Source organism: Sphingomonas adhaesiva (assembly GCF_036946125.1).
Classification (GTDB): Bacteria; Pseudomonadota; Alphaproteobacteria; order Sphingomonadales; family Sphingomonadaceae; genus Sphingomonas; species Sphingomonas adhaesiva_A.
Window position 1 is genome coordinate 1,203,103 of the sequence record NZ_JAQIJT010000002.1, and the last position, 26,325, is coordinate 1,229,427.

General features: G+C 70.2%; 21 protein-coding genes and 1 tRNA gene. 11 read left to right on the plus strand and 11 right to left on the minus strand.

What is annotated here, in order from left to right; all coding sequences use genetic code 11:
• Positions 1–199: 199 nt before the first annotated feature.
• Positions 200–631: a host attachment family protein gene (locus PGN23_RS12005; protein ID WP_335303132.1), complete on the minus strand. Its 432-nt coding sequence runs from the start codon at positions 629–631 to the stop codon at positions 200–202.
• 95 nt (positions 632–726) lie between these two features.
• On the opposite strand from PGN23_RS12005, the gene serS reads away from it, so the two are divergent.
• From serS to PGN23_RS12025, 4 genes are all read left to right on the plus strand, one after another.
• Positions 727–2,019 carry a serine--tRNA ligase gene (gene serS, locus PGN23_RS12010; RefSeq protein WP_335303133.1) on the plus strand — a complete coding sequence of 431 codons (1,293 nt, stop codon included), beginning with the start codon at positions 727–729 and terminating at the stop codon, positions 2,017–2,019.
• An 8-nt stretch (positions 2,020–2,027) separates the two neighbouring features.
• Positions 2,028–3,089 (plus strand): M23 family metallopeptidase, encoded by a 1,062-nt coding sequence (locus PGN23_RS12015; RefSeq protein ID WP_335303134.1) that lies wholly within the window; start codon positions 2,028–2,030, stop codon positions 3,087–3,089.
• A gap of 24 nt (positions 3,090–3,113) precedes the next feature.
• Positions 3,114–4,343, plus strand: coding sequence for a tyrosine--tRNA ligase (tyrS, locus tag PGN23_RS12020; protein ID WP_335303136.1), 1,230 nt, complete (start codon positions 3,114–3,116; stop codon positions 4,341–4,343).
• Positions 4,344–4,460: 117 nt separating this feature from the next.
• Positions 4,461–4,733 (plus strand): PilZ domain-containing protein, encoded by a 273-nt coding sequence (locus tag PGN23_RS12025; RefSeq protein WP_335303137.1) that lies wholly within the window; start codon positions 4,461–4,463, stop codon positions 4,731–4,733.
• A gap of 113 nt (positions 4,734–4,846) precedes the next feature.
• On the opposite strand, the gene recG is transcribed toward PGN23_RS12025, so the two are convergent.
• Complete coding sequence (gene recG, locus PGN23_RS12030; protein WP_335303138.1) at positions 4,847–6,901, minus strand: ATP-dependent DNA helicase RecG; 2,055 nt, start codon at positions 6,899–6,901, stop codon at positions 4,847–4,849.
• Between the two features lie 77 nt (positions 6,902–6,978).
• On the opposite strand from recG, the gene PGN23_RS12035 reads away from it, so the two are divergent.
• Together PGN23_RS12035 and mfd are read left to right on the plus strand one after the other, a co-directional pair.
• Positions 6,979–7,254 carry an FAD assembly factor SdhE gene (locus tag PGN23_RS12035; protein ID WP_335303139.1) on the plus strand — a complete coding sequence of 92 codons (276 nt, stop codon included), beginning with the start codon at positions 6,979–6,981 and terminating at the stop codon, positions 7,252–7,254.
• Positions 7,255–7,393: 139 nt separating this feature from the next.
• Positions 7,394–10,843: a transcription-repair coupling factor gene (mfd, locus tag PGN23_RS12040; RefSeq protein WP_335303140.1), complete on the plus strand. Its 3,450-nt coding sequence runs from the start codon at positions 7,394–7,396 to the stop codon at positions 10,841–10,843.
• A 148-nt stretch (positions 10,844–10,991) separates the two neighbouring features.
• Here mfd and PGN23_RS12045 read toward each other — a convergent pair whose 3' ends face one another.
• Both PGN23_RS12045 and PGN23_RS12050 read right to left on the minus strand, forming a co-directional pair.
• Positions 10,992–11,405, minus strand: coding sequence for a YybH family protein (locus tag PGN23_RS12045; RefSeq protein WP_335303141.1), 414 nt, complete (start codon positions 11,403–11,405; stop codon positions 10,992–10,994).
• Positions 11,402–12,619 carry a GGDEF domain-containing phosphodiesterase gene (locus PGN23_RS12050; protein WP_335303142.1) on the minus strand — a complete coding sequence of 406 codons (1,218 nt, stop codon included), beginning with the start codon at positions 12,617–12,619 and terminating at the stop codon, positions 11,402–11,404. Before PGN23_RS12050 ends, PGN23_RS12045 begins: the two co-directional genes overlap by 4 nt.
• 146 nt (positions 12,620–12,765) lie before the next feature.
• On the opposite strand from PGN23_RS12050, the gene moaA reads away from it, so the two are divergent.
• The 4 genes from moaA (at position 12,766) to PGN23_RS12070 (ending at position 15,591) form a co-directional block, all read left to right on the plus strand.
• Positions 12,766–13,773 carry a GTP 3',8-cyclase MoaA gene (gene moaA, locus PGN23_RS12055; RefSeq protein ID WP_335303143.1) on the plus strand — a complete coding sequence of 336 codons (1,008 nt, stop codon included), beginning with the start codon at positions 12,766–12,768 and terminating at the stop codon, positions 13,771–13,773.
• Positions 13,774–13,783: 10 nt separating this feature from the next.
• Positions 13,784–14,563, plus strand: a complete 780-nt coding sequence (locus tag PGN23_RS12060) for an NAD kinase (RefSeq protein WP_335303144.1) — start codon at positions 13,784–13,786, stop codon at positions 14,561–14,563.
• 197 nt (positions 14,564–14,760) lie between these two features.
• A tRNA-Asn gene (locus PGN23_RS12065) sits at positions 14,761–14,835 on the plus strand.
• Between the two features lie 150 nt (positions 14,836–14,985).
• Positions 14,986–15,591: a CC0125/CC1285 family lipoprotein gene (locus tag PGN23_RS12070; protein ID WP_335303146.1), complete on the plus strand. Its 606-nt coding sequence runs from the start codon at positions 14,986–14,988 to the stop codon at positions 15,589–15,591.
• A 492-nt stretch (positions 15,592–16,083) separates the two neighbouring features.
• Here PGN23_RS12070 and secA read toward each other — a convergent pair whose 3' ends face one another.
• The 4 genes from secA to PGN23_RS12090 form a co-directional block, all read right to left on the minus strand.
• A complete protein-coding gene (secA, locus tag PGN23_RS12075; RefSeq protein WP_335303147.1) occupies positions 16,084–18,822 on the minus strand; it encodes a preprotein translocase subunit SecA in 2,739 nt (912 codons plus the stop codon).
• Between the two features lie 103 nt (positions 18,823–18,925).
• Positions 18,926–19,183 carry a hypothetical protein gene (locus tag PGN23_RS12080; RefSeq protein ID WP_335303149.1) on the minus strand — a complete coding sequence of 86 codons (258 nt, stop codon included), beginning with the start codon at positions 19,181–19,183 and terminating at the stop codon, positions 18,926–18,928.
• A 49-nt stretch (positions 19,184–19,232) separates the two neighbouring features.
• Positions 19,233–19,607 (minus strand): type II toxin-antitoxin system VapC family toxin, encoded by a 375-nt coding sequence (locus PGN23_RS12085; RefSeq protein WP_335303150.1) that lies wholly within the window; start codon positions 19,605–19,607, stop codon positions 19,233–19,235.
• On the minus strand, positions 19,591–19,893 hold the full coding sequence (locus PGN23_RS12090) for a type II toxin-antitoxin system Phd/YefM family antitoxin (protein ID WP_335303151.1): 303 nt from the start codon (positions 19,891–19,893) through the stop codon (positions 19,591–19,593). The genes PGN23_RS12085 and PGN23_RS12090 overlap by 17 nt, the downstream gene beginning before the upstream one ends.
• An 82-nt stretch (positions 19,894–19,975) precedes the next feature.
• Here PGN23_RS12090 and argJ point away from each other — a divergent pair, with 82 nt between their 5' ends.
• Entirely contained in the window at positions 19,976–21,202 is a 1,227-nt protein-coding gene (argJ, locus tag PGN23_RS12095; RefSeq protein ID WP_335303153.1) for a bifunctional glutamate N-acetyltransferase/amino-acid acetyltransferase ArgJ, read from the plus strand.
• A gap of 11 nt (positions 21,203–21,213) precedes the next feature.
• Here argJ and PGN23_RS12100 read toward each other — a convergent pair whose 3' ends face one another.
• The 3 genes from PGN23_RS12100 to addA form a co-directional block, all read right to left on the minus strand.
• Positions 21,214–22,302, minus strand: a complete 1,089-nt coding sequence (locus PGN23_RS12100) for a helix-turn-helix transcriptional regulator (protein WP_335303154.1) — start codon at positions 22,300–22,302, stop codon at positions 21,214–21,216.
• Positions 22,303–22,475: 173 nt separating this feature from the next.
• Positions 22,476–22,796: a thioredoxin TrxA gene (gene trxA / locus PGN23_RS12105; RefSeq protein ID WP_335303156.1), complete on the minus strand. Its 321-nt coding sequence runs from the start codon at positions 22,794–22,796 to the stop codon at positions 22,476–22,478.
• 44 nt (positions 22,797–22,840) lie between these two features.
• A complete protein-coding gene (addA, locus tag PGN23_RS12110; RefSeq protein ID WP_335303157.1) occupies positions 22,841–26,260 on the minus strand; it encodes a double-strand break repair helicase AddA in 3,420 nt (1,139 codons plus the stop codon).
• Positions 26,261–26,325: the final 65 nt, after the last annotated feature.

Sequence of the window (26,325 nt, forward strand, 5' to 3'; positions counted from 1 at the left end):
GCTCCTGCGTAGGCAGGAGCCCAGGGTTGCGGGTCCCTACAGGCGTTGTTCTTCTTGGCCCTGGGCTCCTGCCTGCGCAGGAGCACAGCATGGGCTCGGGGCTGTTGCGCCCGTTTTGCAACGGTTCCGCCTTCGCCGGGGAACGAAGAAGGTTTCGGACTTATTCAAAGGCCCCGGCCTTCGCCGGGGCACACCGGGGTCAGGCGTTGAGAAGCGCCTGTTCGATATCCGGGATCGGGTGCCCGGTCAGGTCCTTGCTGACTTCGCCCGCCAGCCGCTGCTCGACCTCCTTGTGATAATGTTTGCGCAACTCGCCCAGCGTCTTCGGCGCGGCGACGATGATGAGCTTTTCGAAATCGTTGGCGAGCGCGCGGCGCTTGAGCAGGTCGGCGGCGTCAGCGGCGAAGCGGTCCTCCTCCTGCTGGTGGAAATCCACCTCGCCCATCGTGCCCTGCTGCGTCGACGAGGCCTGACCGGCGGCGTCGGTCTTCTGCTCGCGGTCGGCGGGGTTGTTGCGTTCCTCGGCATGTTCGACCTGAAGGTTGGGATAGTCCGCGTCCCCTTCGTTGCGCAGGAACAGCAGCTTGCGCCCATCGACCACCATCACCACCGATTGATGCGGGACCTGCATGGTTCTTTCTCCTTCGTCGTTGGCGTCTGCGATGAAGAACCCACGGCGGCGGTGCGGGTTGCCTCCCCTGCCCGCGCCCGTCATAGCGCGGCGCCATGCACGACATCCGCCTGATCCGTGACGATCCCGCCGCCTTCGACGCCGCCATGGCGTTGCGCGGTGCTGCCCCCTGTGCCGACGCGCTGGTGGCGCTCGACCGCCGCCGCCGCGAGGTGACGACCCAGGCGCAGGCCGCGCAGGCGCGCCGCAACGAGGCATCGAAGGCGATCGGCGCGGCCAAGGCGAAGAAGGACGAGGACGCCGCCGCCGGGCTGATGGCGGAGGTCGCGGCGCTGAAGCAGCGGCTGCCCGAGCTGGAGGCGGAGGACGCGCGGCTGGGCGCGGAGCTGGACGCGGCGCTGGCGGCGCTCCCCAACATCCCGGCCGCCGACGTGCCGCAGGGGGCGGACGAAGACGACAATGCGCTGGTCCACGAACGCGGGGCGAAGCCGGGGTTCGACTTCGCCGCGAAGGAGCATGACGCGATCGGGCCGGCGCTGGGGCTGGACTTCGAAACCGGCGTGGCGATCGCCGGCGCGCGCTTCACGCTGGTACGCGGCGACGCGGCGCGGCTGCAACGCGCGCTGGGGCAGTTCATGCTCGACCGGCTTACGCGCGAGCATGGCTATGAAGAGGTCGCGCCGCCGCTGATGGTGCGCGACGAGGCGGTGTTCGGCACCGGACAGCTGCCGAAGTTCGCCGACGACCTGTTCCGCACCACCGACGGGCGCTGGCTGATCCCGACCGCCGAGGTGTCGCTGACCAATATCGTGCGCGAGAAGATCCTCGCCCACGACGTCCTGCCGCTGCGCTTCGCCGCGCTGACGCCGTGCTTCCGCTCCGAGGCGGGCGCGGCGGGGCGCGATACGCGCGGCTATATCCGCCAGCACCAGTTCGAGAAGGTCGAGATGGTGTCGATCGTCGCGCCGGAGGCGAGCGAGGACGAGCACGAGCGGATGACGGCATGTGCCGAGGGGGTGCTCGACGCGCTCGGCCTCGCCTATCGCCGGATGAAATTGTGCACCGGCGACATGGGCTTCACCGCGGCGCGGACCTACGATCTGGAGGTGTGGCTGCCGGGCCAGGCACGCTATCGCGAGATTTCCAGCTGCTCGACCTGCACCGACTTCCAGGCACGGCGGATGAACGCGCGCTATCGCCCCGCCAAGGACGACAGGGGGAGCGAGAAGGCGACGCGCTTCGTCCATACGCTGAACGGGTCGGGGCTGGCGGTCGGCCGGACGCTGGTCGCGGTGCTGGAGAATTACCAGCAGGCCGACGGCTCGGTCGCGGTCCCGGGCGTGCTGCAACCGTATCTGGGCGGACAGGACCGGCTGGAGCCGCGCTGAGGAAGCCGATGATGAAACGGGCGGTGGTGCTGGCCGGGTGCGTGATCCTGGCGGGATGCGTTCCCGGCGGCAGGCGGGCCGCCCCCGGTCCCGCTCCCGCCCCGGCGCCCGCTGCCGCACCGGCGCCGCAACCCGCGGCGACCGCGGACGAGGCGGCGCAGCTGCCCGCCCCCGCCCCGGCATGGGAGACGCGGCCGGTCAATGCGGATGCGCGCACGGTCCCCTCGCAGCGCTACGTCGTGCGCAAGGGCGATACGCTGCGCGGGATCGCCGATCGCACCGGCTCCGCGTCGGAGGCGATCGCGCGCGCCAACGGCATGACGCCCCCGTTCACGGTGCGGATCGGGCAGCGGCTGTCGATCCCCGGCGGACGCTATCACCTCGTGCGGCCCGGGCAGACGGGGATCGCGATCGCGCGCGCCTATGCGCTGCCCTGGGCCCGGATCGTCGCGGCGAATGCGCTGGTCGAGCCCTATATCCTGCGCGCGGGGCAGCGCGTGCTGATCCCGGTCGATGCCGCACGGCCGGCGAGCGCCGCGGAGCGCGCCGCCGCCTTCACGCTCGACGTCGATACGATCCTGACCGGGGGCGAGCCCGCGGTGGCGGCGAACCAGCCGCCGGTTCGCCCGGTCGCCTCGCCCGCCCGCGTGCTTCCCGCGACCGCGGCGGTGGTGGCACCCGCCGCCCTGCCGGGGCGGTTCGTCTGGCCGGTCGACGGGCGCATCGTGCGCCGCTTCGGCCACGGCGCGACCGGCGAACGCAGCGACGGCGTGAAGATCGCGGTGCCGCTCGGCACGCCGGTCAGGGCGGTGGCGGACGGCACGGTCGCCTATGTCGGCGACGGGATCGCGGCACTGGGCGGGCTGGTGATCGTGAAGCACGGCGGCGGCTGGACCTCGGTCTACGGCCATGCGTCGCAGCTGTCGGTGCGGCGCGGTCAGGCGGTGACGAAGGGGCAGGAGATCGCGCTGTCGGGCGAGACGGGCTATGCCGACCGCCCCGAATTGCATTTCGAGCTGCGCCGCGGACGCACGCCGGTGGACCCCACGACGCAATTGCCGCGGCGCTGACCACTGTGTAACCGCGGTCGCATCATGACGACCCATTATCAGTCCGATCTGCTGCGCCTGCTTTCGGAGCGTGGCTACATCCACCAGATGACCGATGCCGCCGCGCTCGACGCGCTGGCGGCCAGGCAGGTGGTGCCGGGCTATATCGGCTTCGATCCCACGGCGCCGTCGCTGCACGTCGGCAGCCTGGTGCAGATCATGCTGCTGCGGCGCCTGCAACAGGCGGGGCACAAGCCGGTCGTGCTGATGGGCGGCGGCACCGGCAAGATCGGCGACCCCAGCTTCAAGGACGAGGCGCGCAAGCTGTCGTCGGAGGATACGATCGCCGCGAACATCGCGGGCATCCAGCGCATCTTCGAACGCTTCCTGACCTTCGGCGAGGGGGCGAGCGACGCGGTGATGGTCAACAATGCCGACTGGCTCGACAAGCTGGAATACATCCCCTTCCTGCGCGAGGTGGGGCAGCATTTCAGCGTCAACCGCATGCTGTCGTTCGACTCGGTGAAGCTCAGGCTCGACCGCGAGCAGTCGCTGTCGTTCCTGGAATTCAACTACATGATCCTCCAGGGCTACGACTTCCGCGAGCTGGCGAAGCGCAGCGGCGTGCGGCTGCAGATGGGCGGCAGCGACCAATGGGGGAATATCGTCAACGGTGTCGAGCTGGCGCGGCGGATGGACGGGGCCGAGGTGTTCGGCGTCACCACGCCCCTGCTGACCACCGCGTCGGGCGAGAAGATGGGCAAGACGGTCGCGGGCGCGGTGTGGCTGCACGAGGACCAGCTGCCGCATTTCGACTATTGGCAGTTCTGGCGCAACACCGACGACCGCGATGTCGGGCGCTTCCTGCGGCTGTTCACCGACCTGCCGCTGGACGAGATCGCCCGGCTGGAGGCGCTGGGGGGCGCGGAGATCAACGAGGCGAAGAAGGTGCTGGCCAACGAGGCGACCGCGATGTGCCGCGGCACGGCGGCAGCGGCCGAGGCGGCGGAGACGGCGCGGCGCACCTTCGAGGAAGGGGCCGCGGGCGATACGCTGCCGACGATCAGCGCAGCGGGATCGATCGCACTGGTCGATGCGCTGGTCGCGCTCGGCTTCGCCGCGTCGAAGGGCGAGGCGCGGCGGCTCATCAAGGGCGGCGGCGCCAGGGTCGCGGGGGAGAAGGTCGCGGACGAGGCGGCGGTGATCGAAATCGGGGGCGGCGCGGTACGCGTCTCCGCGGGCAAGAAGCATCACGGGATCGTCATGCCGGCGTGATGAACGCAACGCGGCCGTAACGATTCATCATGGGTTAAAGGCCGCGCCTCAACAAGGGTGTATGCTTTGTTGAAGGAAGTGCGTATGCGTCCAGCGATCGCCGTATTCGAGGAACGAGTGGAACCTCGCGACGAAACCCTGTTCCGCACGAAATTGCGGCTCGACGACGGATCGGCCTATCCCGCGACGATCGTCAACGTCTCGCCGCACGGGTTGATGGCGCGGTGCGACGCGGTGGTGGCGGTCGGGGACCTGGTGGCGGTGACGCTGCCGGTGGTCGGCGACTTCTCCGCGGAGGTGCGCTGGACGCTGGGCGGGCGGATCGGCTGCCGTCTGACGCGGGAGGTCCCGCCGGCGTTGTACCAGTTCGCGGTGGCGGCGATGCGGTGACGTCGTAAGCCCCTCCCCTTGGGGAGGGGTTTGGGGTGGGTGGAGAGGGAACGGTTCCGCTCCACAACCACCCCACCCCAACCCCTCCCCTGAAGGGGAGGGGCTTTCCTGCATTACCCCGAGCGCAATCTCACCACCCCGGCGTCGCGTTCGAACAGGTACAGCGCGGTGCGCGCCGCCCGCCCGCGCTCCGCGCTCAATCCCCCGTCGCGATCGATCAGCAGGCGCGCATCGTCGGTCGCCGCCGGAAGCAGCTCGCCCAGCAATTCGGGCGTGGCGAGGCGGAACATCGCCTCCCCCGACTGGCGCGTTCCCAGCAACTCCCCCGCCCCGCGCAACCGCAGATCCTCCTCCGCCAGCCGGAAGCCGTCGTTCGTCTCGCGCATCAGCGCCAGCCGCGACCGTGCCGTCTCGCTGAGCGAGGGGCCGCGCAGCAGCAGGCAGACCGAGCGCCCGCCGCCGCGCCCCACCCGCCCGCGCAGCTGGTGAAGCTGCGCCAGCCCGAAACGGTCGGCATGTTCGATCACGATCAGCGTGGCGTTGGGGACGTCGACGCCAACCTCGATCACCGTCGTCGCCACCAGCACGCCCAGCCCGGCGGCGGAGAAGCGCGCCATGACCGCGTCCTTCTCCGCCGGCTTCATGCGACCGTGGACCAGCCCGACGCGGTCCCCGAACCGCGCGGCGAGCGAGGCCGCGCGCGCCTCCGCCGCCTGAAGGTCGCTCGTCTCGCTTTCCTCGACCAGCGGGCAGACCCAATAGGCCTGCCTGCCCTCCGACAGATGGCGGCCAAGCGCGTTGACGACCTCGTCGATGCGCTCCTCGGAGACGACGCGCGTCTCGATCGGCTCGCGGCCCGGGGGCATTTCGTCGAGTCGGCTCTGGTCCATCTCGCCGTGGAGCGCGAGGGTCAGCGTGCGTGGGATCGGGGTGGCGGTCATCGCGAGCACGTGCGGCGGCGTCTTCCCCTTGTCCTGCAACAGCAGCCGCTCCGCGACGCCGAAGCGGTGCTGCTCGTCGACCACCACCAGCCCCAGGTCGCGATAGGCGACCGCCTGCTGGAAGATGGCGTGGGTGCCCACGAGGATGTGGATCGAGCCGTCGGCGAGCCCCATCAGCGTCGCCTCGCGCGCGCGGCCCTTGTCGCGGCCCGTCAGCACCGCGATCTCGACCGGCAGCCCGGCGAGCAGGCGGCGCAGCGTCTCGTAATGCTGGCGCGCGAGGATCTCGGTCGGGGCGAGCATCGCGCCCTGCGCCCCCGCCTCGACCGCGATCAGCAGCGCCATCGCCGCGACCAGCGTCTTGCCCGAGCCGACATCGCCCTGGAGCAGGCGGAGCATCGGCGCGCTCTGCGCCATGTCGCCCTCCAGCTCGCCGACCGTGCGCGCCTGCGCCCCGGTCATCCGGTACGGCAGCCGCAGCATGTCGCGCAGCCGGCCGTCGCCCGCCAGGGCCCGCCCGCGACGCCGCCGGGTGTCGGCGCGGACCAGCGCAAGCGCCAGCTGGTTGGCGAACACCTCGTCATAGGCCAGCCGGGCGCGGGCGATCGCATCGGCGGGGTCGGCGTGGATGCGCGCGATCGCCTCGCGCCACGATGGCCAGTCGCGCTGCGCCTTCAGGCTGGGCTCGATCCATTCGGGTAGGTCGGGCGCGCGCGCCAGCGCCTGTTCGACCAGCCCGGCGAGGCGGCGCGAGGTCATCCCCTCGGTCAGCGGATAGATCGCCTCGCGCGCGCGGAACGTGTCGTCGTCGCCCACGATCTCCGGGTGGATGATCTGCAGGTCCTGCCCGTATTGCTCGAGCTTGCCCGAGATGCGTTTCGCCTCGCCCACGGGCAGCAGCTTCTTCACCCAGCCCGACGAGCCGCCGAAATAGACGAGGCTGACGGTATTGCCGCAGGCATCCTCCGCCTGCACCCGCGTGGGCGCGCGCGGCGAGGAAGAGGAACGGTGGTCGCGCACCGTCAGCGTGATCGCGATCGTGCGGCCGACGTCGCTTTGCATCAGCTCGTCGCGCGCGACCCGGTCGATCCAGCCCGACGGCAGGTGGAACAGGAGATCGAGGACGCGTGCGATGCCCAGCCGGTCGAGCGGCTTTTTGAGCGCGGGGCCGACGCCTTTCAGCGCCTCCACCTCGGCGAACAACGGATTGAGGATATCGGGTCGCATGACTATGTGCCGGGGGATACCCCGACCCGACCGGCGCCGCCAGCGTCCGCCGGGCTTTTGTGCATGGGATAGCATCGATGGATCACGACATTCGCCTGAAGCGCCTGCGCTTCCGCGCCTGGCACCGCGGCACGCGCGAGGCCGATCTGATGATCGGCGGCTTCTTCGACACGCACGGGACGACGTGGAGCGCGCAGCAGCTCGACTGGTTCGAGGCGCTGCTGGAGGAACAGGACGTCGATATCATGGGCTGGGCGATCGGGTCGATCCCCTGCCCGCCGCAATGGGAGGGCGAGATGATGGACACGATGCGGCGGGTGGATTTCGTGACCGTGCTGGATACGGGGATGTGAGCTTCGTCATCCCCGCGGAGGCGGGGATCCAGCCACGCCGGTTTACCGATAGAGGCGCCACGTCAGCGCATCTGGATTCCCGCCGTCGCGGGAATAACGAATGTCTGAGGCGTCCGCCTCGCCCCCACTTAGGAAATCGATGCCCGACCTTTCGCTGATCCTGAAGGCCACGCGCCCCCTCACCCTGTCGGGCGTGCCCGGCGGATTCCTGCCGTCGCTGCTCGCCGATCTCGCGCGCGCCGCGGCGACGCGTGCGGTGTTCGTCGCGTCGGACGAGGCGCAGATGCGCGCGGTCGCGGCCACCGCGCCGTATTTCGCGCCGGAGCTGGAGGTGGTGCAGCTGCCCGCCTGGGACTGCCTGCCGTACGACCGCGCCTCGCCGACGTTGCGGGTGATGGCGGAGCGGATCGGGGCGCTGCATCGGTTGCAGCAGAAGCCCGCGGCGGCGCAGCTGGTCGTCACCACCGTCAACGCGCTGACGCAGCGCACGCTGACGCCGTTCCGCATCCGCCAGCTGGTCGCCGAGCTGAAACCGGGCGCGCGGCTGGGGATCGAGAAGCTGGGCGCGTTGCTCCAGGCCAACGGATACGTCCGCACCGATACCGTCCATGACGCGGGCGAATATGCGGTGCGCGGCGGGCTGGTCGACCTGTTCCCCAGCGGCGAGGAGCAGGCGCTGCGGCTCGACTTCTTCGGCGACGAGATCGAGAGCGTCCGCACCTTCGACCCGGCCGACCAGCGCACCACGGGCCGCGTCGAGCGTTTCGTGCTGCTGCCCGCGTCCGAGGCGCTGCTCGACGAGGACAGCGTCAAGCGCTTCCGCACGCGCTACCGCGAGACGTTCGGCGCGACGGCAACGGGCGACCCGCTGTACCAGGCGGTCAGCGACGGGCGGCGGCTGGCCGGCATGGAGCATTGGCTGCCGCTGTTCGAGGAGAAGCTGGCGACGCTTTGGGACCATCTGGGCGACGATGCGATCATCGTGCGCGACAGCGGCTCGCCCGCGGCGGCGGAGGCGCGGATGGAGGCAGTCGCCGATTATTACGAGAACCGCAAGCGCGCCGAGGCGGCCGAGCCCGGCAGCTATCGCGCGCTGCCGGCGAAGACGCTGTATCTGGACGGCGACGAATGGGCGCAGGCGGTCGCCGAATTCCCCGCGCATCTGGTGACGCCGTTCCACGAGCCGGAATCGGCGACCGTGCTCGACTTCGCAGTCGACGGCCCGCGCGATTTCGCGCCGGAGCGCGCGAACCAGGCGAACGTGTACGAGGCGGTGGTCGCGCATGTCGCGCGGTTGCAGCGCGACGGACGCAAGCCGGTGCTCGCGAGCTATTCGGCCGGCGCGCGCGAACGGCTGAAGGCGCTGCTGGAGGATCACGGGCTGACGGGTGCGCGGCTGGTGGATACGTGGCAGGAGGCGTTGGGGGCGCCGGGCGCAAGCCTCATCGTCCTGCCGCTCGATCACGGCTTCACCGCGCCGGATGTCGCGGTGCTGACCGAGCAGGACATGCTGGGCGACCGGCTGATCCGGCGCGCGAAGCGGCGCAAGTCGGCGGACGCGTTCCTGGCGGAGCTGGCCACGCTGTCGCCCGGCGATCTGGTGGTCCATTCCGACCACGGCATCGGGCGCTATGTCGGGCTGATGCAGGTGCCGGTGGCCAAGGCGCCGCACGATTGCGTCGCGCTGGAATATGCCGGGGGCGACAAGCTCTATATTCCGGTCGAGAATCTCGAAGTGCTCTCGCGCTACGGCTCGTCCGAAGAGGGCGCGGCGCTCGATCGGCTGGGCGGCGAGGCGTGGCAACGGCGCAAGAGCCGGATGAAGGAGCGCATCCGCGAGATCGCCGGCGAGCTGATCGCGGTCGCCGCCGAGCGCGCGCTGCGCCCGGGCGAGGTCGCGGAGCCCGACAGTGCGGGCTATCCGGCGTTCGTCGACCGCTTCCCCTATGAGGAAACCGACGATCAGGACCGCGCGATCGGCGACGTGCTGGCGGACCTGTCGGCGGGCAAGCCGATGGACCGGCTGATCGTCGGCGACGTCGGCTTCGGCAAGACCGAGGTCGCGCTGCGCGCCGCCTTCGTCGCGGCGATGGCGGGGATGCAGGTCGCGGTCGTCTGCCCCACCACGCTGCTGGCCCGCCAGCACCACATGAACTTTTCCGCGCGGTTCGAGGGCTTCCCGATCAACGTCGGGCGGCTGTCGCGGCTGGTGCCCGCGGCGGAGGCGAAGAAGGTCAAGGAGGGGCTGGCGGACGGGTCGATCGACGTGGTCATCGGCACGCATGCGCTGCTGGCGAAGAACGTCGACTTCAAGCGGCTGGGCCTGGTCATCGTCGACGAGGAGCAGCGCTTCGGCGTGACGCACAAGGAGCGGCTCAAGACGCTGCGTGCCGACGTCCATATGCTGACGCTGACCGCGACGCCGATCCCGCGCACGCTGCAGATGGCGATGTCGGGCCTGCGCGAGCTGTCGGTGATCCAGACGCCGCCGGTCGACCGGCTGGCGGTGCGCACCTATGTCATGCCGTGGGACCCGGTGGTGCTGCGCGAGGCGCTGCTGCGCGAGCATTATCGCGGCGGGCAGTCGTTCCTGGTCACGCCGCGGATCGCCGACCTGCCCGATATCGAGGACTATCTGCGCCGCGAGGTGCCCGAGATCCGCTACGTCGTCGCGCATGGTCAGATGGCGCCGACCGAGGTCGAGGAACGGATGAGCGCCTTCTACGACAGGAAGTTCGAGGTGCTGGTGTCGACCACGATCATCGAGAGCGGCATCGACATCCCGTCCGCCAACACGATGATCGTCAACCGCGCCGACCGCTTCGGGCTGGCGCAGCTCTATCAGCTGCGCGGGCGCGTCGGCCGGTCGAAGACGCGCGCCTATGCCTATATGGTGTCCCCGCCCGAGCGGCAGATGACCGAGGCGGCGGAGAAGCGGCTGAAGGTGCTGTCCGACCTCGACACGCTGGGCGCGGGGTTCCAGCTGGCCAGCCACGACCTGGACATTCGCGGCGCGGGCAACCTGCTGGGCGACGAACAGTCCGGGCATATCAAGGAGGTCGGCTACGAGCTTTACCAGTCGATGCTGGAGGAGGCGATCATGGAGGCGAAGGCCGGCGGCATCCGCGAGCGCCAGCGCGACTTCTCGCCCCAGATCAGCGTCGATGCGCCGATCCTGATCCCGGAGGATTATGTCCCCGACCTCGACCTGCGCATGGGGCTGTACCGCCGCCTGAACGAGGTGGAGGAAACCCGCGGGCTGGACGAATTCGCCGCGGAGATGATCGACCGCTTCGGCCCGCTGCCGGAGGCGACCGACAATCTGGTCAAGGTGATGGAGATCAAGCTGAACGCGCGCAAGGCCTGCGTCGCGAAGCTGGACGTGGGGCCGAAGGGCGCGCTGGTGACGTTCCACGACGACACGCCGCCCAATATCGCGGGGCTGCTCGCCTATGTCGACAAATTGGGCGGGATCGCGAAGCTGCGCCCGGACTCGAAGCTGGCGCTGACGCGGGCGTGGGGCGATCCCAAGGCGCGGTTGCACGGCGCGCTGCAATTGTCGAAGGGGCTGGCGAAGGCGGCGGGGTAGCGGCCGTTGCCGCGTAGTCTTCGTCACCCCGGCCTTGTGCCGGGGTCCAGGGTTCCACTCACCCAACGATAGCCCACTCACTCGACGATAGCAGGGTGTGCGGAACCCTGGATGCCGGAACAAGTCCGGCATGACGTAGAAGGCCCGCTCAGCTGCTGTGGTCGGAGATGATCCGCCAGCCGTCCTTGCGGCGTTCGAACAGCAGCGAGGTCATGCCCGACTGCGGCTTGCCGTCCGGAGGCGTCAGCGTCCAGCGCGCGACGAACAGCATGTGGACCGCGCTCAGCGTGCGCCAGGCGACCGGCTCGAACGTCAGCTTGCCGCGCGTGTTGCCGCCGCCCGCAAAGCTCCTGGCATAGCGCGCCGCGATCGCCTCCTTCCCGCGGACCACGCCGTCGCGGCCGACGAAGATCGCGTCGGGCGCATAGACCGCGACGAAGCGCGCCAGATCGCCGCTGTCCCATCCGGCCGCGCTGTCCTTCATCGCCGCCTCGATGGCGGCGGTGGGCGACGGGGCCGGGGCGACGACGGCGGCGGCGGCGGCGGCCAGCAGGTGGATCATGCACGTCCCTCCTCGATCAGCGCGATCAGCCCCGCATCGTCGAGCGGCCCCGCGCACAGGAACCCCTGGTAATAGGTCGCCCCGCGCGCCGCCAGCAGCTCGCGCTGCGACGCATCCTCGACCCCCTCGACGATCGTGTCCAGCGACAGGCCCGCGGCGATCGCGAGCACCCCCTCCACCACCACGCGCTCGCGCGTGTCGCCGGTGATCGCCAGCGTCAGGCTGCGGTCGATCTTGAGATAGTCGAGCGGCAGCCGCGTCAGATAGGCGAGGTTGGAATAGCCGGTCCCGAAATCGTCCAGCGCCACGCGGACCCCGGCGTCGCGCAGCGCCTCCAGCGTCGCGGCGGCGGCACCGAGATCGTGGATCACCCCGCTCTCGGTCACTTCCGCCGTCACCCGCGCGGGTGCGATGCCGCTGGCAGCGATGCGCGCGAGAAAGCGCGGCACGAAGTCCTCGCGCGCGATATCGGCGGCGGTGACGTTCAGCGCGACGCGCAGATGCGCCAGGGTCGCCGGCCATGCCGCCGCGCGCGCCAGCGCCAGCGCCTGGACGTGGTCGGACAGCGCGACGCCCAGATCGGCCCGCTCCGCCGCGGCGAGCAGCGTCGCCGCCCCCAGGCCGCCCAGCCGGGGATGCCGCCAGCGCGCCAGCGCCTCCACCCCCGTGATCGCGCCGTCGCGCAGCGATACCTGCGGCTGGAACAGCACGTCGATCTCGCCGCGCCCGATCGCGCGGTGCAGGTCCGCGGCGAGCGCGGCGAGCGGCACCCCCTCGCCCACGCCCGCGACGCGCGTGGTGGCCCCGTCGCTGGCGCGCGCGCGGGCGAGCGCATCGGCGGCCCGCCGCAGGAGGTGGTCGGCAGGCTCCCCTTCCGCGATCCGCGCGACGCCGATCCGCGCGCCGACATGGATGGTCGCGGCACCGATCGAGAACGGATCGGCCAGCGCGCGCTCGACCGCCCCCACCGCCGCGTCGCCGCACGCCGCGTTGCCGACGACCGCCAGCGTGAAGGTCGCGCCGTCGCGTTCGGTCGAGACGTGAAACGGCGACACGGCGCCCGCGATCCGGTCCGTGATCGCCTGCATCAATCGATTGCCGGCGGCGCGGCCGTAGGCGGCGTTGACGATCTCGAAGCTGGTCGGGGCGGCGACGATCGCGGTCACGCCCTCGCCCGCATGGCCATCGATGAAACGCAGCTGATCGTCGCCCACCGCCTGCTCGCTGCGGCGGCGACCGTCCCGGCCTCCGGATGAACTGTCACGCTTCATTGCTACGGCCCCTAGGGGCGGCGATGCGCGCGGGCAATCGGCTCTTGCCGCGCGTTGAACGACGGCCTAGCTCCTGCGTTGTGCAGGGGATGACCGAAAACAGGACGGTTCGCCCGTTGATCGATGGCTTCGGCCGCACCATCCGCTACCTGCGCGTATCGGTGACGGACCGCTGCGACCTGCGCTGCCGTTACTGCATGGCGGAGCATATGACCTTCCTCCCGCGCGACAGGATCGCCACCCTGGAGGAACTGGCGGTCATCACCGAACGCTTTATCGCGCGCGGCGTGCGAAAGGTGCGACTGTCGGGCGGCGAGCCGCTGGTACGGCGCGACGTGATGATGCTGGCGCAGCGGATCGGGCGGCACGTGGGCGGCGCGCTCGACGAGCTGACGATGACGACCAACGGCACGCGGCTGCGGCAATATGCGCCCGAGCTGGCGGCGGCGGGCATCCGCCGGCTGAACGTCAGCATGGACACGCGCGATCCGGCGCGCTTCCGCTTCGTCACCCGCCACGGCGACGTCGCGCAGGTGCTGGACGGGATCGCCGCCGCACGCGACGCGGGGCTGGCGGTCAAGATCAACATGGTCGCGCTGAAGGGCATCAACGACGACGAGATCGCGTCCATGCTCGACTGGTGCATCGCCGAGGGGCACGACCTGACCCTGATCGAGACGATGCCGCTGGGTGCGATCGACGAGGATCGTACCGACCGCTTCCTGCCGCTGACCGCGGTGAAGGAGATGCTGGACGAACGGTTCGTGCTGGAGCGGGAGGAAAAGGGCACCGGCGGGCCGGCGCGCTACTGGCGCGTCAACGGCGGAACGACCCGGCTGGGGCTGATCTCGCCGCTGACCGCGAATTTCTGCGACGGGTGCAACCGGGTGCGACTGACGACCGAGGGGCGGCTGTACACCTGCCTGGGGCATGACGATCAGCGCGACCTGCGGCAGGCGCTGCGCGACGGCGGCGTGGACGCGCTCGACGCCGCGATCGAGGATGCGCTGCGCACCAAGCCGCGCCGGCACGACTTCCGGATCGAGCGCGACGCCGCGCCGGCGGTGGCGCGCCACATGAGCGTCACCGGCGGGTGAGCGGGCGCGGATGACCAGATATCCGCGGCGGGCGCTCGTCGCCTCGCCCACCCCGCCTGCCCAGGCCGCGCGCGCCGAACTGGCCGACGCCTACGACTGGACGACGCTGGACGATGCCGATCTGGTGATCGCGCTGGGCGGCGACGGCTTCATGCTCCAGACGCTGCACACGCTGCTGGAGCGGCGGCGGGCGCCGGTGCCGGTCTTCGGGATGAACCTGGGCACCGTCGGCTTCATGATGAACGAATGGCGCCAGCACGACCTCGACGGGCGGCTGGAACGCGCCAAGGCGTTCCAGGTGACGCCGCTGCTGGCGACGGTGACGGGGGTGGACGGCCGGCTGCATACGATGCCCGCCATCAACGAGGTGTCGCTGCTCCGCGAAACGCGCCAGACCGCGAAGGTCGAGGTGAAGGTCAACGACCGCATCGTGCTGGAGGAGCTGTCGTGCGACGGCATCCTGGTGGCGACGCCGGCGGGATCGACCGCGTACAATCTGTCCGCCCACGGCCCCATCCTGCCGCTGGGGTCGCAGATGCTGGCGCTGACCGCGATCAGCGCGTTCCGCCCGCGGCGCTGGCGCGGCGCGATCCTGCCCGACAAGGCGCGGGTGTCGCTGCGCGTGCTCGACGCCGGCAAGCGCCCGGTATCGGCGGTGGCGGACCAGCGCGAGATTCGCGACGTGGCGCAGGTCGACATCGCGATGGACCGTGCGCGCGAGCTGACGCTGCTGTTCGATCCCGAGCATGCGCTCGACGACCGGATCACGATGGAGCAGTTCGTCGCCTGAGCGGCGGCGGGGGGACATGCTCCCGACGATCGTCATTCCCGCGCAGGCGGGACTCCGGACACGCTGTCGTCGCGGCTCCATCAGGAAGCGGCGCGTCTGTATCCCCGGCTGCGCGGGGACGGCGTGATTGTCGCAAGACTGTCGAAATAACGGGTTGCGCCGCGCGATTCCGGCTTTATAGACCCCCTCCACGGTGTTCCCTGATAGCTCAGCGGTAGAGCTCTCGACTGTTAATCGAGCGGCCGTAGGTTCGAATCCTACTCAGGGAGCCACCGTGCTTCTCCCCCCCATCGCCGGTTTTGTTGCTGCTTCACGACATGTCGTGCGACAACGTTCGTCGTGGGATAAATTCCATTCATCGCACGTTCCACTCGCATCGGCTATGCGCCGGACGGTCGCGCCGTCCGGGCGCGATAGGAGTGATGCAGATGCTGAAGAATGTCGGCCGCAAGGCCATCGTGCTGGCATTGGCGGCCAGCACGACCCTGGTCGCCGCGTGCGCGACCGAGACCACCTACCGTCCCGCCACCGGCCAGGGTTTCTACCGCACCGGGTATAGCGACCTGCGGATCGAGCCGAACCGCTACCGCGTCACCTTCGCCGGCAACACCGTCACCGATCGCGACGTGGTGGAACGCTACCTGCTGTTCCGTGCCGCCGAGCTGACGCTGCAGAACGGTTACGATTATTTCGTGATGGCCGACCGCGATACCGATCGTCAGGCCCGCACCTATTCGACGCCGGGGTTTGGCGGCTGGGGTCCGGGTTTCGGCGCCTGGGGCGGCGGCCTGTGGGGCCCGCGCTGGGGCTTCTACGGTCGCGGCTTCGGCTATCGCGCCTGGGACCCGTTCTGGGGCGATCCGTGGGGCTGGGGCGGCGGCGCCGACATCCGCACCGTCGACCGTTACGAGGCCTCGGCCGAGATCGTGATGTTCAGGGGCACGCCGGAGCGCGGCAACGTCCGCGCCTTCAACGCGCGCGCCGTGGTCGAATCGATCGGGCCGACGGTGAAGCTGCCCAAGCCGTAAGCGTCGGCGCTGCGCGCAAGATAAAGGGCGCTCGCCGGTGCGGCGGGCGCCCTTTTCGTTGTTGGATCGTCATCCCCGCGCAGGCGAGACCTTTGCGAAACTCAGATCCTTGTTCCCCGGCGAAGGCGGGACGTTGGCAAAACGGGTGTAACGGCACCCAGCCCACGCCGTGCTCCTGCGCAGGCAGGAGCCCAGGGCCCAGCAGAACAACGCCTTATGGGACCTGCAACTCTCGGCTCCTGCCTTCGCAGGAGCACGGTGTAGCCTGCTGCAAAGGTCCCGCGGAGGCCGGGGTCCAGTTGGGCAGCGCTCGTGATCGAGCGCTCGCTTCCTTACCGAAGCCTTCCGACCGGGCCCCGGCCTTCGCCGGGGAAACGCCTTAGTCTGGACGGATCAGGGTCCAGGCTCCGCGAGGACAGCGTTTACGGGTTCGCGCCCCCGCGGCAGTGACCGGGTAATGGCGGCGGGGTGGCGATACCCCCGCCCCGTGCATCACGCCGCGCCGTGGCAATGCTTGTACTTGCGCCCCGAACCGCACGGGCACGGCGCGTTGCGGCTGACCACGCCGTCCCAGTTCGCGGGATCGTCGCCCAGGTCCGCGGGCGCATCGGGCTGGATGATCGACAGCGGCGGCAGCTGCGTCGTCACCAGGCCCAGCGTGCCCGCATCCACGTCGTTCGAATTGTCCTCACCCGTGAACGGATCGAAGTGGGTGGTGATGAAGTCGGGCAGCTCCGGCAGCGGCGGCGGCTCCTGCATGCGGAACTGCGCATGCGCGATCGTCTTCGTCACGTCCTCGCGGATCGCGTCGAGCATCCGCTGGAAGAGGTTGAACGCCTCCTGCTTATACTCGTTGATCGGCGTCTTCTGCGCATAGGCGCGCAGGTGGACGACCTGCCGCAGCGCGTCGAGCATCGCGAGATGCTCCTTCCAGTGATGATCCAGGTTCTGGAGCAGGATCGACTTCTCCACCTGCGTCCAGGTGTCCGGGTCGAGGTCCGCCGCCTTCGTCGTCACCGCCGTATCGGCCGCCTGCTGAACGCGCTCGGTCACCAGTTCGGGGTCGACCGAATCCTCGGTCAACCAGTCGTCGATCGGCAGTTCCAGATTGAGGACATCGGCCAGCCGCGCCTTCATCCCCTCGACGTCCCATTGCTCGGGATAGGAATTGGGCGGGCAGGCATCGCCGATGATCGCATTGACCGTCTCGGCGCGCATGTCCTGGACGACCTCACCGACGGTATCGGCGTCCATGATGTCCGCGCGCTGCTCGTAGATGACCTTGCGCTGGTCGTTCATGACGTCGTCATATTCGACGACCTGCTTGCGGATGTCGTAGTTGCGCGCCTCGACCTTCTTCTGCGCGGTCTCGATCGCCTTGGTCAGCCACTTGCTGCCGATCGCCTCGCCGTCGCCGATGTTGTTGCGCATCATCTTCGCGAAGAGGGTGTCGGGGCCGAAGATGCGCAGCAGGTCGTCGTCGAGGCTGAGGTAGAAGCGCGACAGGCCCGGATCGCCCTGACGCCCGGAGCGGCCGCGCAGCTGGTTGTCGATGCGGCGGCTCTCGTGCCGCTCGGTACCCAGCACGAACAGCCCGCCGGCCTCCAGCACGCGCTGCTTCTCCGCGGCGATCTCGGCCTTGATCTGCTCGATCGCGGCGTCGCGCTCGGGACCGTCGGGCATCCCGGCGAGCTCGTCCTCGACGCGGAATTCCAGATTGCCGCCCAGCTGGATGTCGGTGCCGCGACCCGCCATGTTGGTCGCGATCGTCACCGCGCCGAGGCGTCCCGCCTGCGCGACGATATGCGCCTCGCGCTCGTGGTAGCGCGCGTTGAGCACCGAATGATCGACGCCCTCCTGACGCAGGAATTCGCTCAGCAGCTCCGACTTCTCGATCGAGACGGTGCCGACCAGCACCGGCTGGCCCTTCTCGGCATGTTCGCGGATGCGCCTGGCGATGGCGCGGAACTTGTCCTGCGTGTCCTTGTAGAATTCGTCTTCCTCGTCGACGCGGTGCACCGGCTTGTTGGTCGGTATCGTGACGACGTTCATCTTGTAGATGTCGTAGAATTCCGCCGCTTCGGTCGCCGCCGTGCCGGTCATCCCGGCCAGCTTGGGGTACATGCGGAAATAGTTCTGGAAGGTGATCGAGGCCATCGTCTGGTTCTCGGGCTCGATCTGGACGCCCTCCTTCGCCTCGACCGCCTGGTGCAGGCCGTCCGACCAGCGCCGGCCGTCCATCATGCGCCCGGTGAACTCGTCGATGATGATGACCTTGCCGTCCTTGACGATATAGTCGGTATCGGCCTTGAACATCACGTTCGCGCGCAGCGACTGGTTCAGATGGTGGACGACCTGCGTGTTCTCGAAATCGTACAGGTTCGCGCCCTGGAGCAGCCCGGCGGCCTCCAGCATGCGCTCCACCTTCTCGGTCCCGTCCTCGGTCAGGACGATGGTCTTCTGCTTCTCGTCCTTCTCGTAATCCTCTTCCGACAGCTGCTTCACGACCGCATCGACGCCGATATACAGGTCGCTCTTGTCGTCGGTCGGCCCGGAGATGATGAGCGGGGTGCGCGCCTCGTCGATCAGGACCGAATCGACCTCGTCGACGATCGCCATCGCGAAGGCGCGCTGCACCATCGACGCGCGATCGTACTTCATATTGTCGCGCAGATAGTCGAAGCCGAACTCGTTGTTCGTGCCGTAGGTGATGTCCGCGGCATAGGCGGCGCGGCGCTCGTCGTCGGTCAGATTGGGGACGATCACCCCGGTGGTCAGCCCCAGGAAGCGATAGACGCGGCCCATCCAGTCGGCGTCGCGGCTGGCGAGGTAATCGTTGACGGTGATGACGTGGACGCCCTCGCCCGGCAGCGCGTTCAGATAGGTGGCGAGCGTCGCCACCAGCGTCTTGCCCTCGCCGGTGCGCATCTCCGCGATCTCGCCGCGGTGGAGCACGATGCCGCCGATCATCTGCACGTCGTAGTGGCGCTGGCCGAGCACGCGGCTCGCCGCCTCGCGCACGGTCGCGAACGCCTCGGGCAGCAGCTGGTCGAGCGTTTCGCCGTTCGCCAGCCGCTCGCGGAAGAGGACGGTCTGGCGGGCGAGCGTGGCGTCGTCCATCGCCTGGAGCGCGGGCTCGAACGACGCGATCTTCGCGAGGACCGGGTTGAGCGACTTGACGTAACGGTCGTTGGACGACCCGAAGAGCGACTTGGCAATACCGCCGAACATGGGCGTGGTTCCTGTGATGGCAGGGCGGCGCGGCACCGCATCGATACGGCCCGCGCAAGGGAAAAACGGCGAAGACGACGGCCGGTTGCCGCCGGGCGCGGCGCTATTCGCGCCGGCGGGTCGCGTAGGCGGGCTCTACGGGCAGAAGCGCGAGGACGGCCGCCACGGGCGCGGCGGCGCTGGCGCTCCGCGTCGCGAGCGCCTGAACCGGGCGCGCGGCGACCCGCTGTGCCGCGGCGGCGGCGACGGCGACGCGCGCCTGCTGCGCCACCGCCTGCGCCGCGACGGGCGGCTGACGCACGCTGCCGCCGATGCCGGTCAGCGCCGACAATAACGCGGAAAGGAGCAGCAGCAGGTTCATGACGACGACGGACATAGGGGCAGACGCGCCAACGTCCAAGCGCTTCGTATCACCACAAGGTCGGCACCGGGTAGCGACGGATCGTTTCGTCCGCGGTGACGAGCGTCAGCCCGGCGTGAAGCGCATGCGCGATCAGCATTCGATCGACGGGATCGCGATGGAACATCGGAAGCTCGGCCGCGATCCGCCAACAGGCTTCAGGAAAGTCGAGCACGGTCATGAAGAAGCGATCCAGCGTCGACTGAAGATCGAGCGCGGCCCCGAACCGCCCGCGGGCGTCCAGATCGGCAAATTCATAAGCGGTGACCGCGCTGACGAAGAGCGCGCGTCCTTCATCCGCAATAGCCCGCTGCGCGGCGCGGGAAAGCTTTGGATCGCCGGTGCGCAACCAAACCAGAGTCTGCGTATCAATCAGCAGCGCCAAATTTCCGCCTCTCGCGCTCCTCCAGTTCGGCCTCGCTCATCCGCAAGGCCCGCACGTCGATGGACGTACCGTCGAAGGCATCACGCCACGCCCCGATCGCCGCGAGCCGGCGGGCACGGACCGCCTCCCGGTCGGCATCCGCGAAAGGCGGCACTTCCTCTACCGGAACCAGCCGGACCGGCCGCTCCCCCTCGCGCAGCAGGACGACCTCCTCGCCGCGCGTCGCGGCGGCGAGCAGCTCCGCGAGGCGCTTCTCCGCCTCGCCGATGGTGACGTGAATGCCCATGGCGGCATTGTCCTTGCTTCGACGTGCGGCGTCAACGACGCCGATATGGCGAACCCGGTGCCGCCACGCTAAGGCCGCGCAGATGTCGCACGCCGCCTCCCCGCTCGCCCTGCCCTTTCCCCAGATGCCGCCGATCGCCGGCGTCACGCTGCGCGTGGCGCGGGCGCGGTACAAGGAATGGGATCGGTGCGACCTGACCTTCGCGCAATTCGCGCCGGGGACGACCGTGGCGGGCGTGACCACCCAATCCAGGTGTCCGTCGCCCGAAGTCGAATGGTGTCGCGCCGCGCTGGTCCTGGGACAGGCGCGCGCGCTGGTGGTGAACGCGGGCAATTCCAACGCCTTCACCGGGCATCGCGGACGCGCCGCGGTGGAGGCGATCGCAGCGCAGGCGGCGACCGCGCTCGACTGCCGCCCGTCCGACGTGTTCGTCGCCTCGACCGGCGTGATCGGCGTGCCGCTGCCGATCGACAAGGCGCAGGCGGGGCTGGCGGCCGCCTTCGCCGCGCCGGATGCGGACTGGCGCGCGGCGGCGGAGGCGATCGGGACGACCGATACCTTCGCCAAGGGCGCGACCGCGACCGCGGTGGTGGACGGGCGCACGATCACGATCGCGGCGATCATCAAGGGCAGCGGGATGATCGCGCCGGACATGGCGACGATGCTGGGCTTCGTGTTCACCGATGCCGCGGTCGAGGCGCCGTTCCTCCAGGCGGCGCTGTCCGCCGCCAACACGCGTACCTTTTCCTGCATCACGGTCGACAGCGACACGTCCACCAGCGACACGGTGCTGGCCTTCGCGACCGGCGCGGCGGGCAACGTACCGCTGGCCGACGACGATAGCGCGGGCGCGGACGCCTTTCGCGCGGCGCTCGCCGATGTCTGCCGTCAGCTGGCGCTGCTGGTGGTGCGCGATGGCGAGGGTGCCTCGAAGCTGATCGAGATCACGGTCGAGGGGGCCGACAGCGACGCCTCGGCGCACCGCGTCGCGCTGTCCATCGCCAACTCGCCGCTGGTGAAGACCGCGATCGCGGGCGAGGACGCCAATTGGGGCCGCGTGGTGATGGCGGTGGGCAAGGCGGGGGAGCCCGCCGAACGCGACCGCCTGTCGATCCGCTTCGGTGCGACGCAGGTGGCGCAGGGCGGGTTGGCGGTCGAAGGCTATGACGAGGCGCCCGTCGCCGCGCATCTGAAGGGGCAGGAGGTCGAGATCGGCGTCGACCTGGGGCTGGCCGACGGTCGCGCCACGGTGTGGACCTGCGACCTGACGCACGGCTACATCTCGATCAACGCGGACTATCGAAGCTAGGCCCGGCGCGATCAGCGAAGGAGACCGGACACCAGCGCGACCAGCTCGGGCTGGCGGCTGGTCAGCGTCTTGGCCATCGCGCCGCGCAGCTGGGCGCGGACCGTCTGATATGACACGCCCCGTTCGCGCGCGATCGCGCGCAGGTCGAGCCCGGCGACGAGGCCCATCACCACCGCCGCCTCGGCACGGGTCAGATCGAAGCCGTCCATCAGCGCGACCGCGTGATCCGCCGTCGGTTCCCGCCCGGCGATGCTGAGCAGCACGCTGGCCGCCGCGAACGATCCCGTCCCGCGCGAGGGGATCGGCGATACGATGGCGAGCAACGGAGGATCGCCTTCCACGACGGACCGCAGCACGACCCGCCGGACCCCGCGGCTCAGGCTGCCATCGGCGACCACGTCGTCGATCGCGCGGGACAGCACGGCATCGCTGTGCGCCGACGCGGCGTGGAGACGGCGATGCCGCAGCACCAGGTGACGGCCACGCGCCAGCAGCGCCTCGGCGCTGTCGGACAAGGCGACCGGCTGGCGGCCGACACCGAGCGCCATGGTAGCGCTGCCGTCGCGACCGATCGCCGCCACGAGCGCGTCGGTTTCCATCTGGCCGAACCGCACCGCCACCTCCACCGCACCGGAGATCGCAGGCAGCAGGGCCTGGAAGAGCGCCTTTTCCGCGGCGCTGGCCGCGCCCACGCCCTCGGCGCGCGAGACGGTGAAGGCGGCGATGCGTCCGTCCAGCTGGAGGGGCAGCTTCGCCAGCATCACCTCCGACCCGCCGGCCGGGATCAGAAAGCGCCGGTACAGATCGATATGGCCCGGATCGCGGCCGTGCAGGAAATCCTGCTCCGACAATACCCGGCCCGGTGCCGCGTTGAGGGTGGCGTTGATGCGCGGGTTGCGCGCCGGATCGTAGATGCCGTGTTCGATCAGATCGGGCATCCCGACATGCGACACGTTGCACGCCTGGAAATGATCGATGTCGCCGCTCGCGCTGGCGACGACCAGATCGCCGAAGCGTGCCCGCGTCTGACGGACGACGCCGCCGATCGCCGATTCCCAGGATCGCTGTCCGTGCGCCGCGCGCCAGAATCCCTCGGCCACGGCACCGTCAGCTTCCATCGATCACCCGACCGCACTTTTCGCCGTTCACGATCATGCCCCCCGTTCCGACGCGCCGACCCTGGCGTACCCGTGCGGCGCCGGTCAACGCCGCGCCGCCACGCCCACTGCCCGCGGTGGGCAGGAATGGGACGGCGGCGCGTCGCGAGGTCCGCTTACAGCTCGCCTTCGAGCCACTGCTTGATGCGCCCCTTCGGCTCCGCACCGACCTTCGTCGCGGCGGGGGCGCCGCCCTTGAACAGGATCATCGTCGGGATACCGCGCACGCCGTAGCGGCCGGGGGCGTCGGGATTCTCGTCGATGTTCAGCTTGGCGATCGTCACCTGCTCGCCCAGCTCGTCGCTGATCTCTTCCAGCGCCGGGCCGATCATCTTGCACGGCCCGCACCATTCCGCCCAGAAATCGACCAGCACCGGCTTGTCCGCGGACAGCACGTCGTTCTGGAAGCTGGCGTCGGTGATCGTCTTCGTGGCCATGTCTATCTCCTTCGATCCCCATCTAGGGGTGGGTGCCGGAGGGCTCAACCGCTGGACGGCAACGTTTGCTCCGAGCCGCCAAAGCCGCGCTTGGCACGACCCAGCAGCGCGTCCGGCAGCGTGATGAGGCGCGGGCCCGCGGTATAGAGCAACGCCGCCTCCACCCGTGCGCCCGGAAAGATGACCGACAGGGCGGCGTGATAGGCCGCCATCTGTTTCAGATGATAGTCGGGCACGCTGTCCGCATCCGCGGGCACGCCGCGCCCGGTCTTGTAATCGACCACGCGGACGACGCCGTCCGCCACCAGCAGCCGGTCGATCGTCCCGGCGATGACGCGCCCGTCGGGCAAGGTCGCGCTGATCGGCGCCTCGGTCAGCGCGTCGGGGGCGAACAGATCGGCGAAGGCCGGGTCGTCCAGCACCGCCAGCACCGGCGCGATCACCGCATCGGCCTGCGTCACGCCCCGCGCCTCCAGCCAGGCGCGCGCCGCCGCCGCGCGCGTCGCGGGGGCCAGCGACGGCAGCCGCTCGAACAGCGAATGCATCAGCCGTCCGCGCTCGGCGGCATCGCGCATCGCCGGGCCGGGGGGCGGATCGGCCACGGCATCCTCGCCGATCGCGGAGGGCGACAGCGGGCGCGGCGGCAGCGACTCGTGCGGGGCGGGCAGGCGCGCCCAGTCGGGGAGCGCCACCGCGGCTTCGTCATCCCCTGCCCATCCGGCCCTGAACGCGACGGGCGCGGCGGGCCGGTGCCCCGCGAAGACGCGCTCGCCCTCTCCCGCCTCGACCCCCAGCGCGTCGAAGGTGCGGGCGGCCGCGGCATACCAGCTGGCCTCGGGCGGGACCCCCTGCCATTTGGCGGAGAGCGAGCCCGCGATCACCAGCCGCTCCTCGGCGCGCGTCGCGGCGACGTAGAACAGCCGCCAATGCTCCTCGCGCTCGCGCCGCTCGACCTCGGTCAGCGCGATGTCGATCGCGCCCGCGCGCTCCTCCTTGCGCGGACGAAAGACCGGGATGGCGCGCTCCATCCCCTCCGGTGTCCACATCAGCACCGATCGCGGCGCGGCGTCGGGGTCGCTGGTCGCATCGGCCAGGATCACGACGGGCGCCTGCAACCCCTTGCTGCCATGCGCGGTCATGACGCGAACGGCGTCGAGCGGGGCGGCGGCGTCGCGCACGATCTCCACCTCGTCGCGCTCGAACCAGTCGAGGAAGCGTTGCAGCGAGGGCGTCGCGGTCGTCTCGAAATCGAGCGCGGCGTTCAGCAGCTCCTCGATCGAGTCGCGCGCTTCCTCGCCCAGCCGCCCCAGCAGGCGGCGGCGACCGTCGAGCGGTCCCGACAGGATCATCTCCAGGAAGCGGTACGGCGTGTCGTAATCGGCGCGCGCCAGCAGCGCGTCGAGCGCGCCCAGATGCTCCGGACAGGTGCGCGTCAGGTGGCGCCACAGCGGGCCGCTGCGATCGGTCGCACGCGCCATCAGCTCGTCCTGCGTCCATCCGATCAGCGGCGAGACGAGCAGGCTGGCGAGCGACAGGTCGTCGTCGGGCTGGAGCACGAATCGCACCGCCGCCAGCAGGTCCTGCACCGCCAGCGGGGCGGACAATCGCAGCCGGTCGACCCCCGCGACGGGCACCCCCTCGGCATAGAGGCGCGCGACCAGCAGCTGCGCCAGCTCACCGCGCCGCTTCACCAGGATCATGACGTCCTCGGGCCGCAGCGGACGGCCCTTGCTCTCCAGCATCGCGCCGTCGTCGAGCCACCCGCGCACCGCCCTGGCGATGCGGGTGGCGTTCGCGCGCACCGCATCGTCGATCCAGCCTTCCTCGCCGCCCTCCTCCGCCTCGGTGGCGCCGGCGGCGATCGGCGGCCACAGCGCGACCTGCCCCGGCCCGGTGACGCGGCTGGCGTGGAGCGGGATCCCGTCCGCCGCCCCCAGCCCGTCCGCACCGACCGTGGCGATCGCCGCGTCGACGAACTCCAGCACCGGCGCGGTCGAGCGGAACGAATCGGTCAGCGACAGCCGGTCGAACGGCAGCCCGCGCTCGTCGTCGGGCATGTCGTCGTATCCTGCAACGAGAGCAGCTTTACGACGGAAGTGCTCCTCGGCCGCGAGGAAATTGACCGGATCGGTGCCCTGGAAGCCGAAGATCGCCTGCTTCAGGTCGCCGACCGTGAACAGCGTGCGGACCGAGGGCGCGTAGATCCCACGCCCGACGAAATATTCGTCCACCAGCGCGCGGATGATCGTCCACTGCGCGACGTTGGTGTCCTGCGCCTCGTCGACCAGCACATGCTCGGTGATCTGGTCCAGCTTGTAGCGGATCCACTCGCCGATCCCGTCCTGCTGGAGCAGGGCGACCGCCGCGCCGATCAGGTCGTCGAAATCGACCGCGCCGGTGCGCCGCTTCGCCAGCGCATAGCCGCGTGCATAGTCGCGCCCCACCTCCAGCGCCGCGCCGAGCCGGTCGGCATAGGCGGCGCGGATGCGCAATTGCAGCAGCGCGGCGCACCCCTCGCCCAGCGCGATCGCCAGTTCCTCGTAATCGGGGTCCGCGGCGACCAGCTTGGGGGAGACCTTGCGCGGGCTGCCCGTCGCGGTGCGCACCACGCCCATCAGCGCCGGCAGCGCCGCGACGCGCGCGGCGACGTCGCCCGCCAGCCAGCGCGCAATCGTATCGGCGTGGCCGGTCCCGGTGGCGGTGCCCCAGGTACGATTGGCGGTGCCCAGACGCTCGATCGCGTCATGATCCAGGTCGTCGCACCCCTGCGCGATCACGTCCTCCACATCGCCCAGCGGGACGCCCAGCTGCGCACGGACGAACGGCGCGATCCCGCTGGGGAGCGCGTCGAGCGCGGCACCGGCGCGCGAACATTCCGCCAGGAACTGCTCCGCCCCCTGCTCGCCCAGCCGGACGCTCAGCGCGCCGATCGTCTCGACCGGCGCGCTACGGCCCGCGCGCTCGGCGTCGACCAGCAGGTCGGAGAGCGCCTGCCGCCGCAGCAGCGCTTCCTCGCGCGGTTCGATCGGGCGGAAGCCGGGAACCAGCCCCGCCTCGATCGGAAACGCCGCGAGCAGCCCCTGGCAGAAGCCGTGGATGGTCTGGATGCGCAACCCTCCGCCGGGCGCATCCAGTACCTTGGCGAAGAGCGTGCGCGCGCGCCCGATCAGCGTGGGCGTGGCCCGCTCGCCCAGCGCGGCGAGATCGCGCGCCAGATCGGTGTCGGGCATCCGCACCCACGCGGCGAGCTGCCGGCTGACGCGCGCCGCCATCTCCGCCGCGCCCGCCTTGGTGAAGGTGAGGCACAGGATGCTGCCGGGCGAGACGTCGCGCAGCAGCAGGCGAAAGACCCGCGCCGCCAGCACCTGCGTCTTGCCGGTCCCCGCCGAGGCGGACAGCCAGACGTGCGCGTCGGGGCGGCTGGCGCGAAGCTGCTCGCCCTTGAGTTCGGGGAGGGGGTTCATGCGCGCGCCGTCCAGCGCTCGTCACCCCGGACTCGATCCGGGGTGACGGAAGGCTCTCCCCTCCC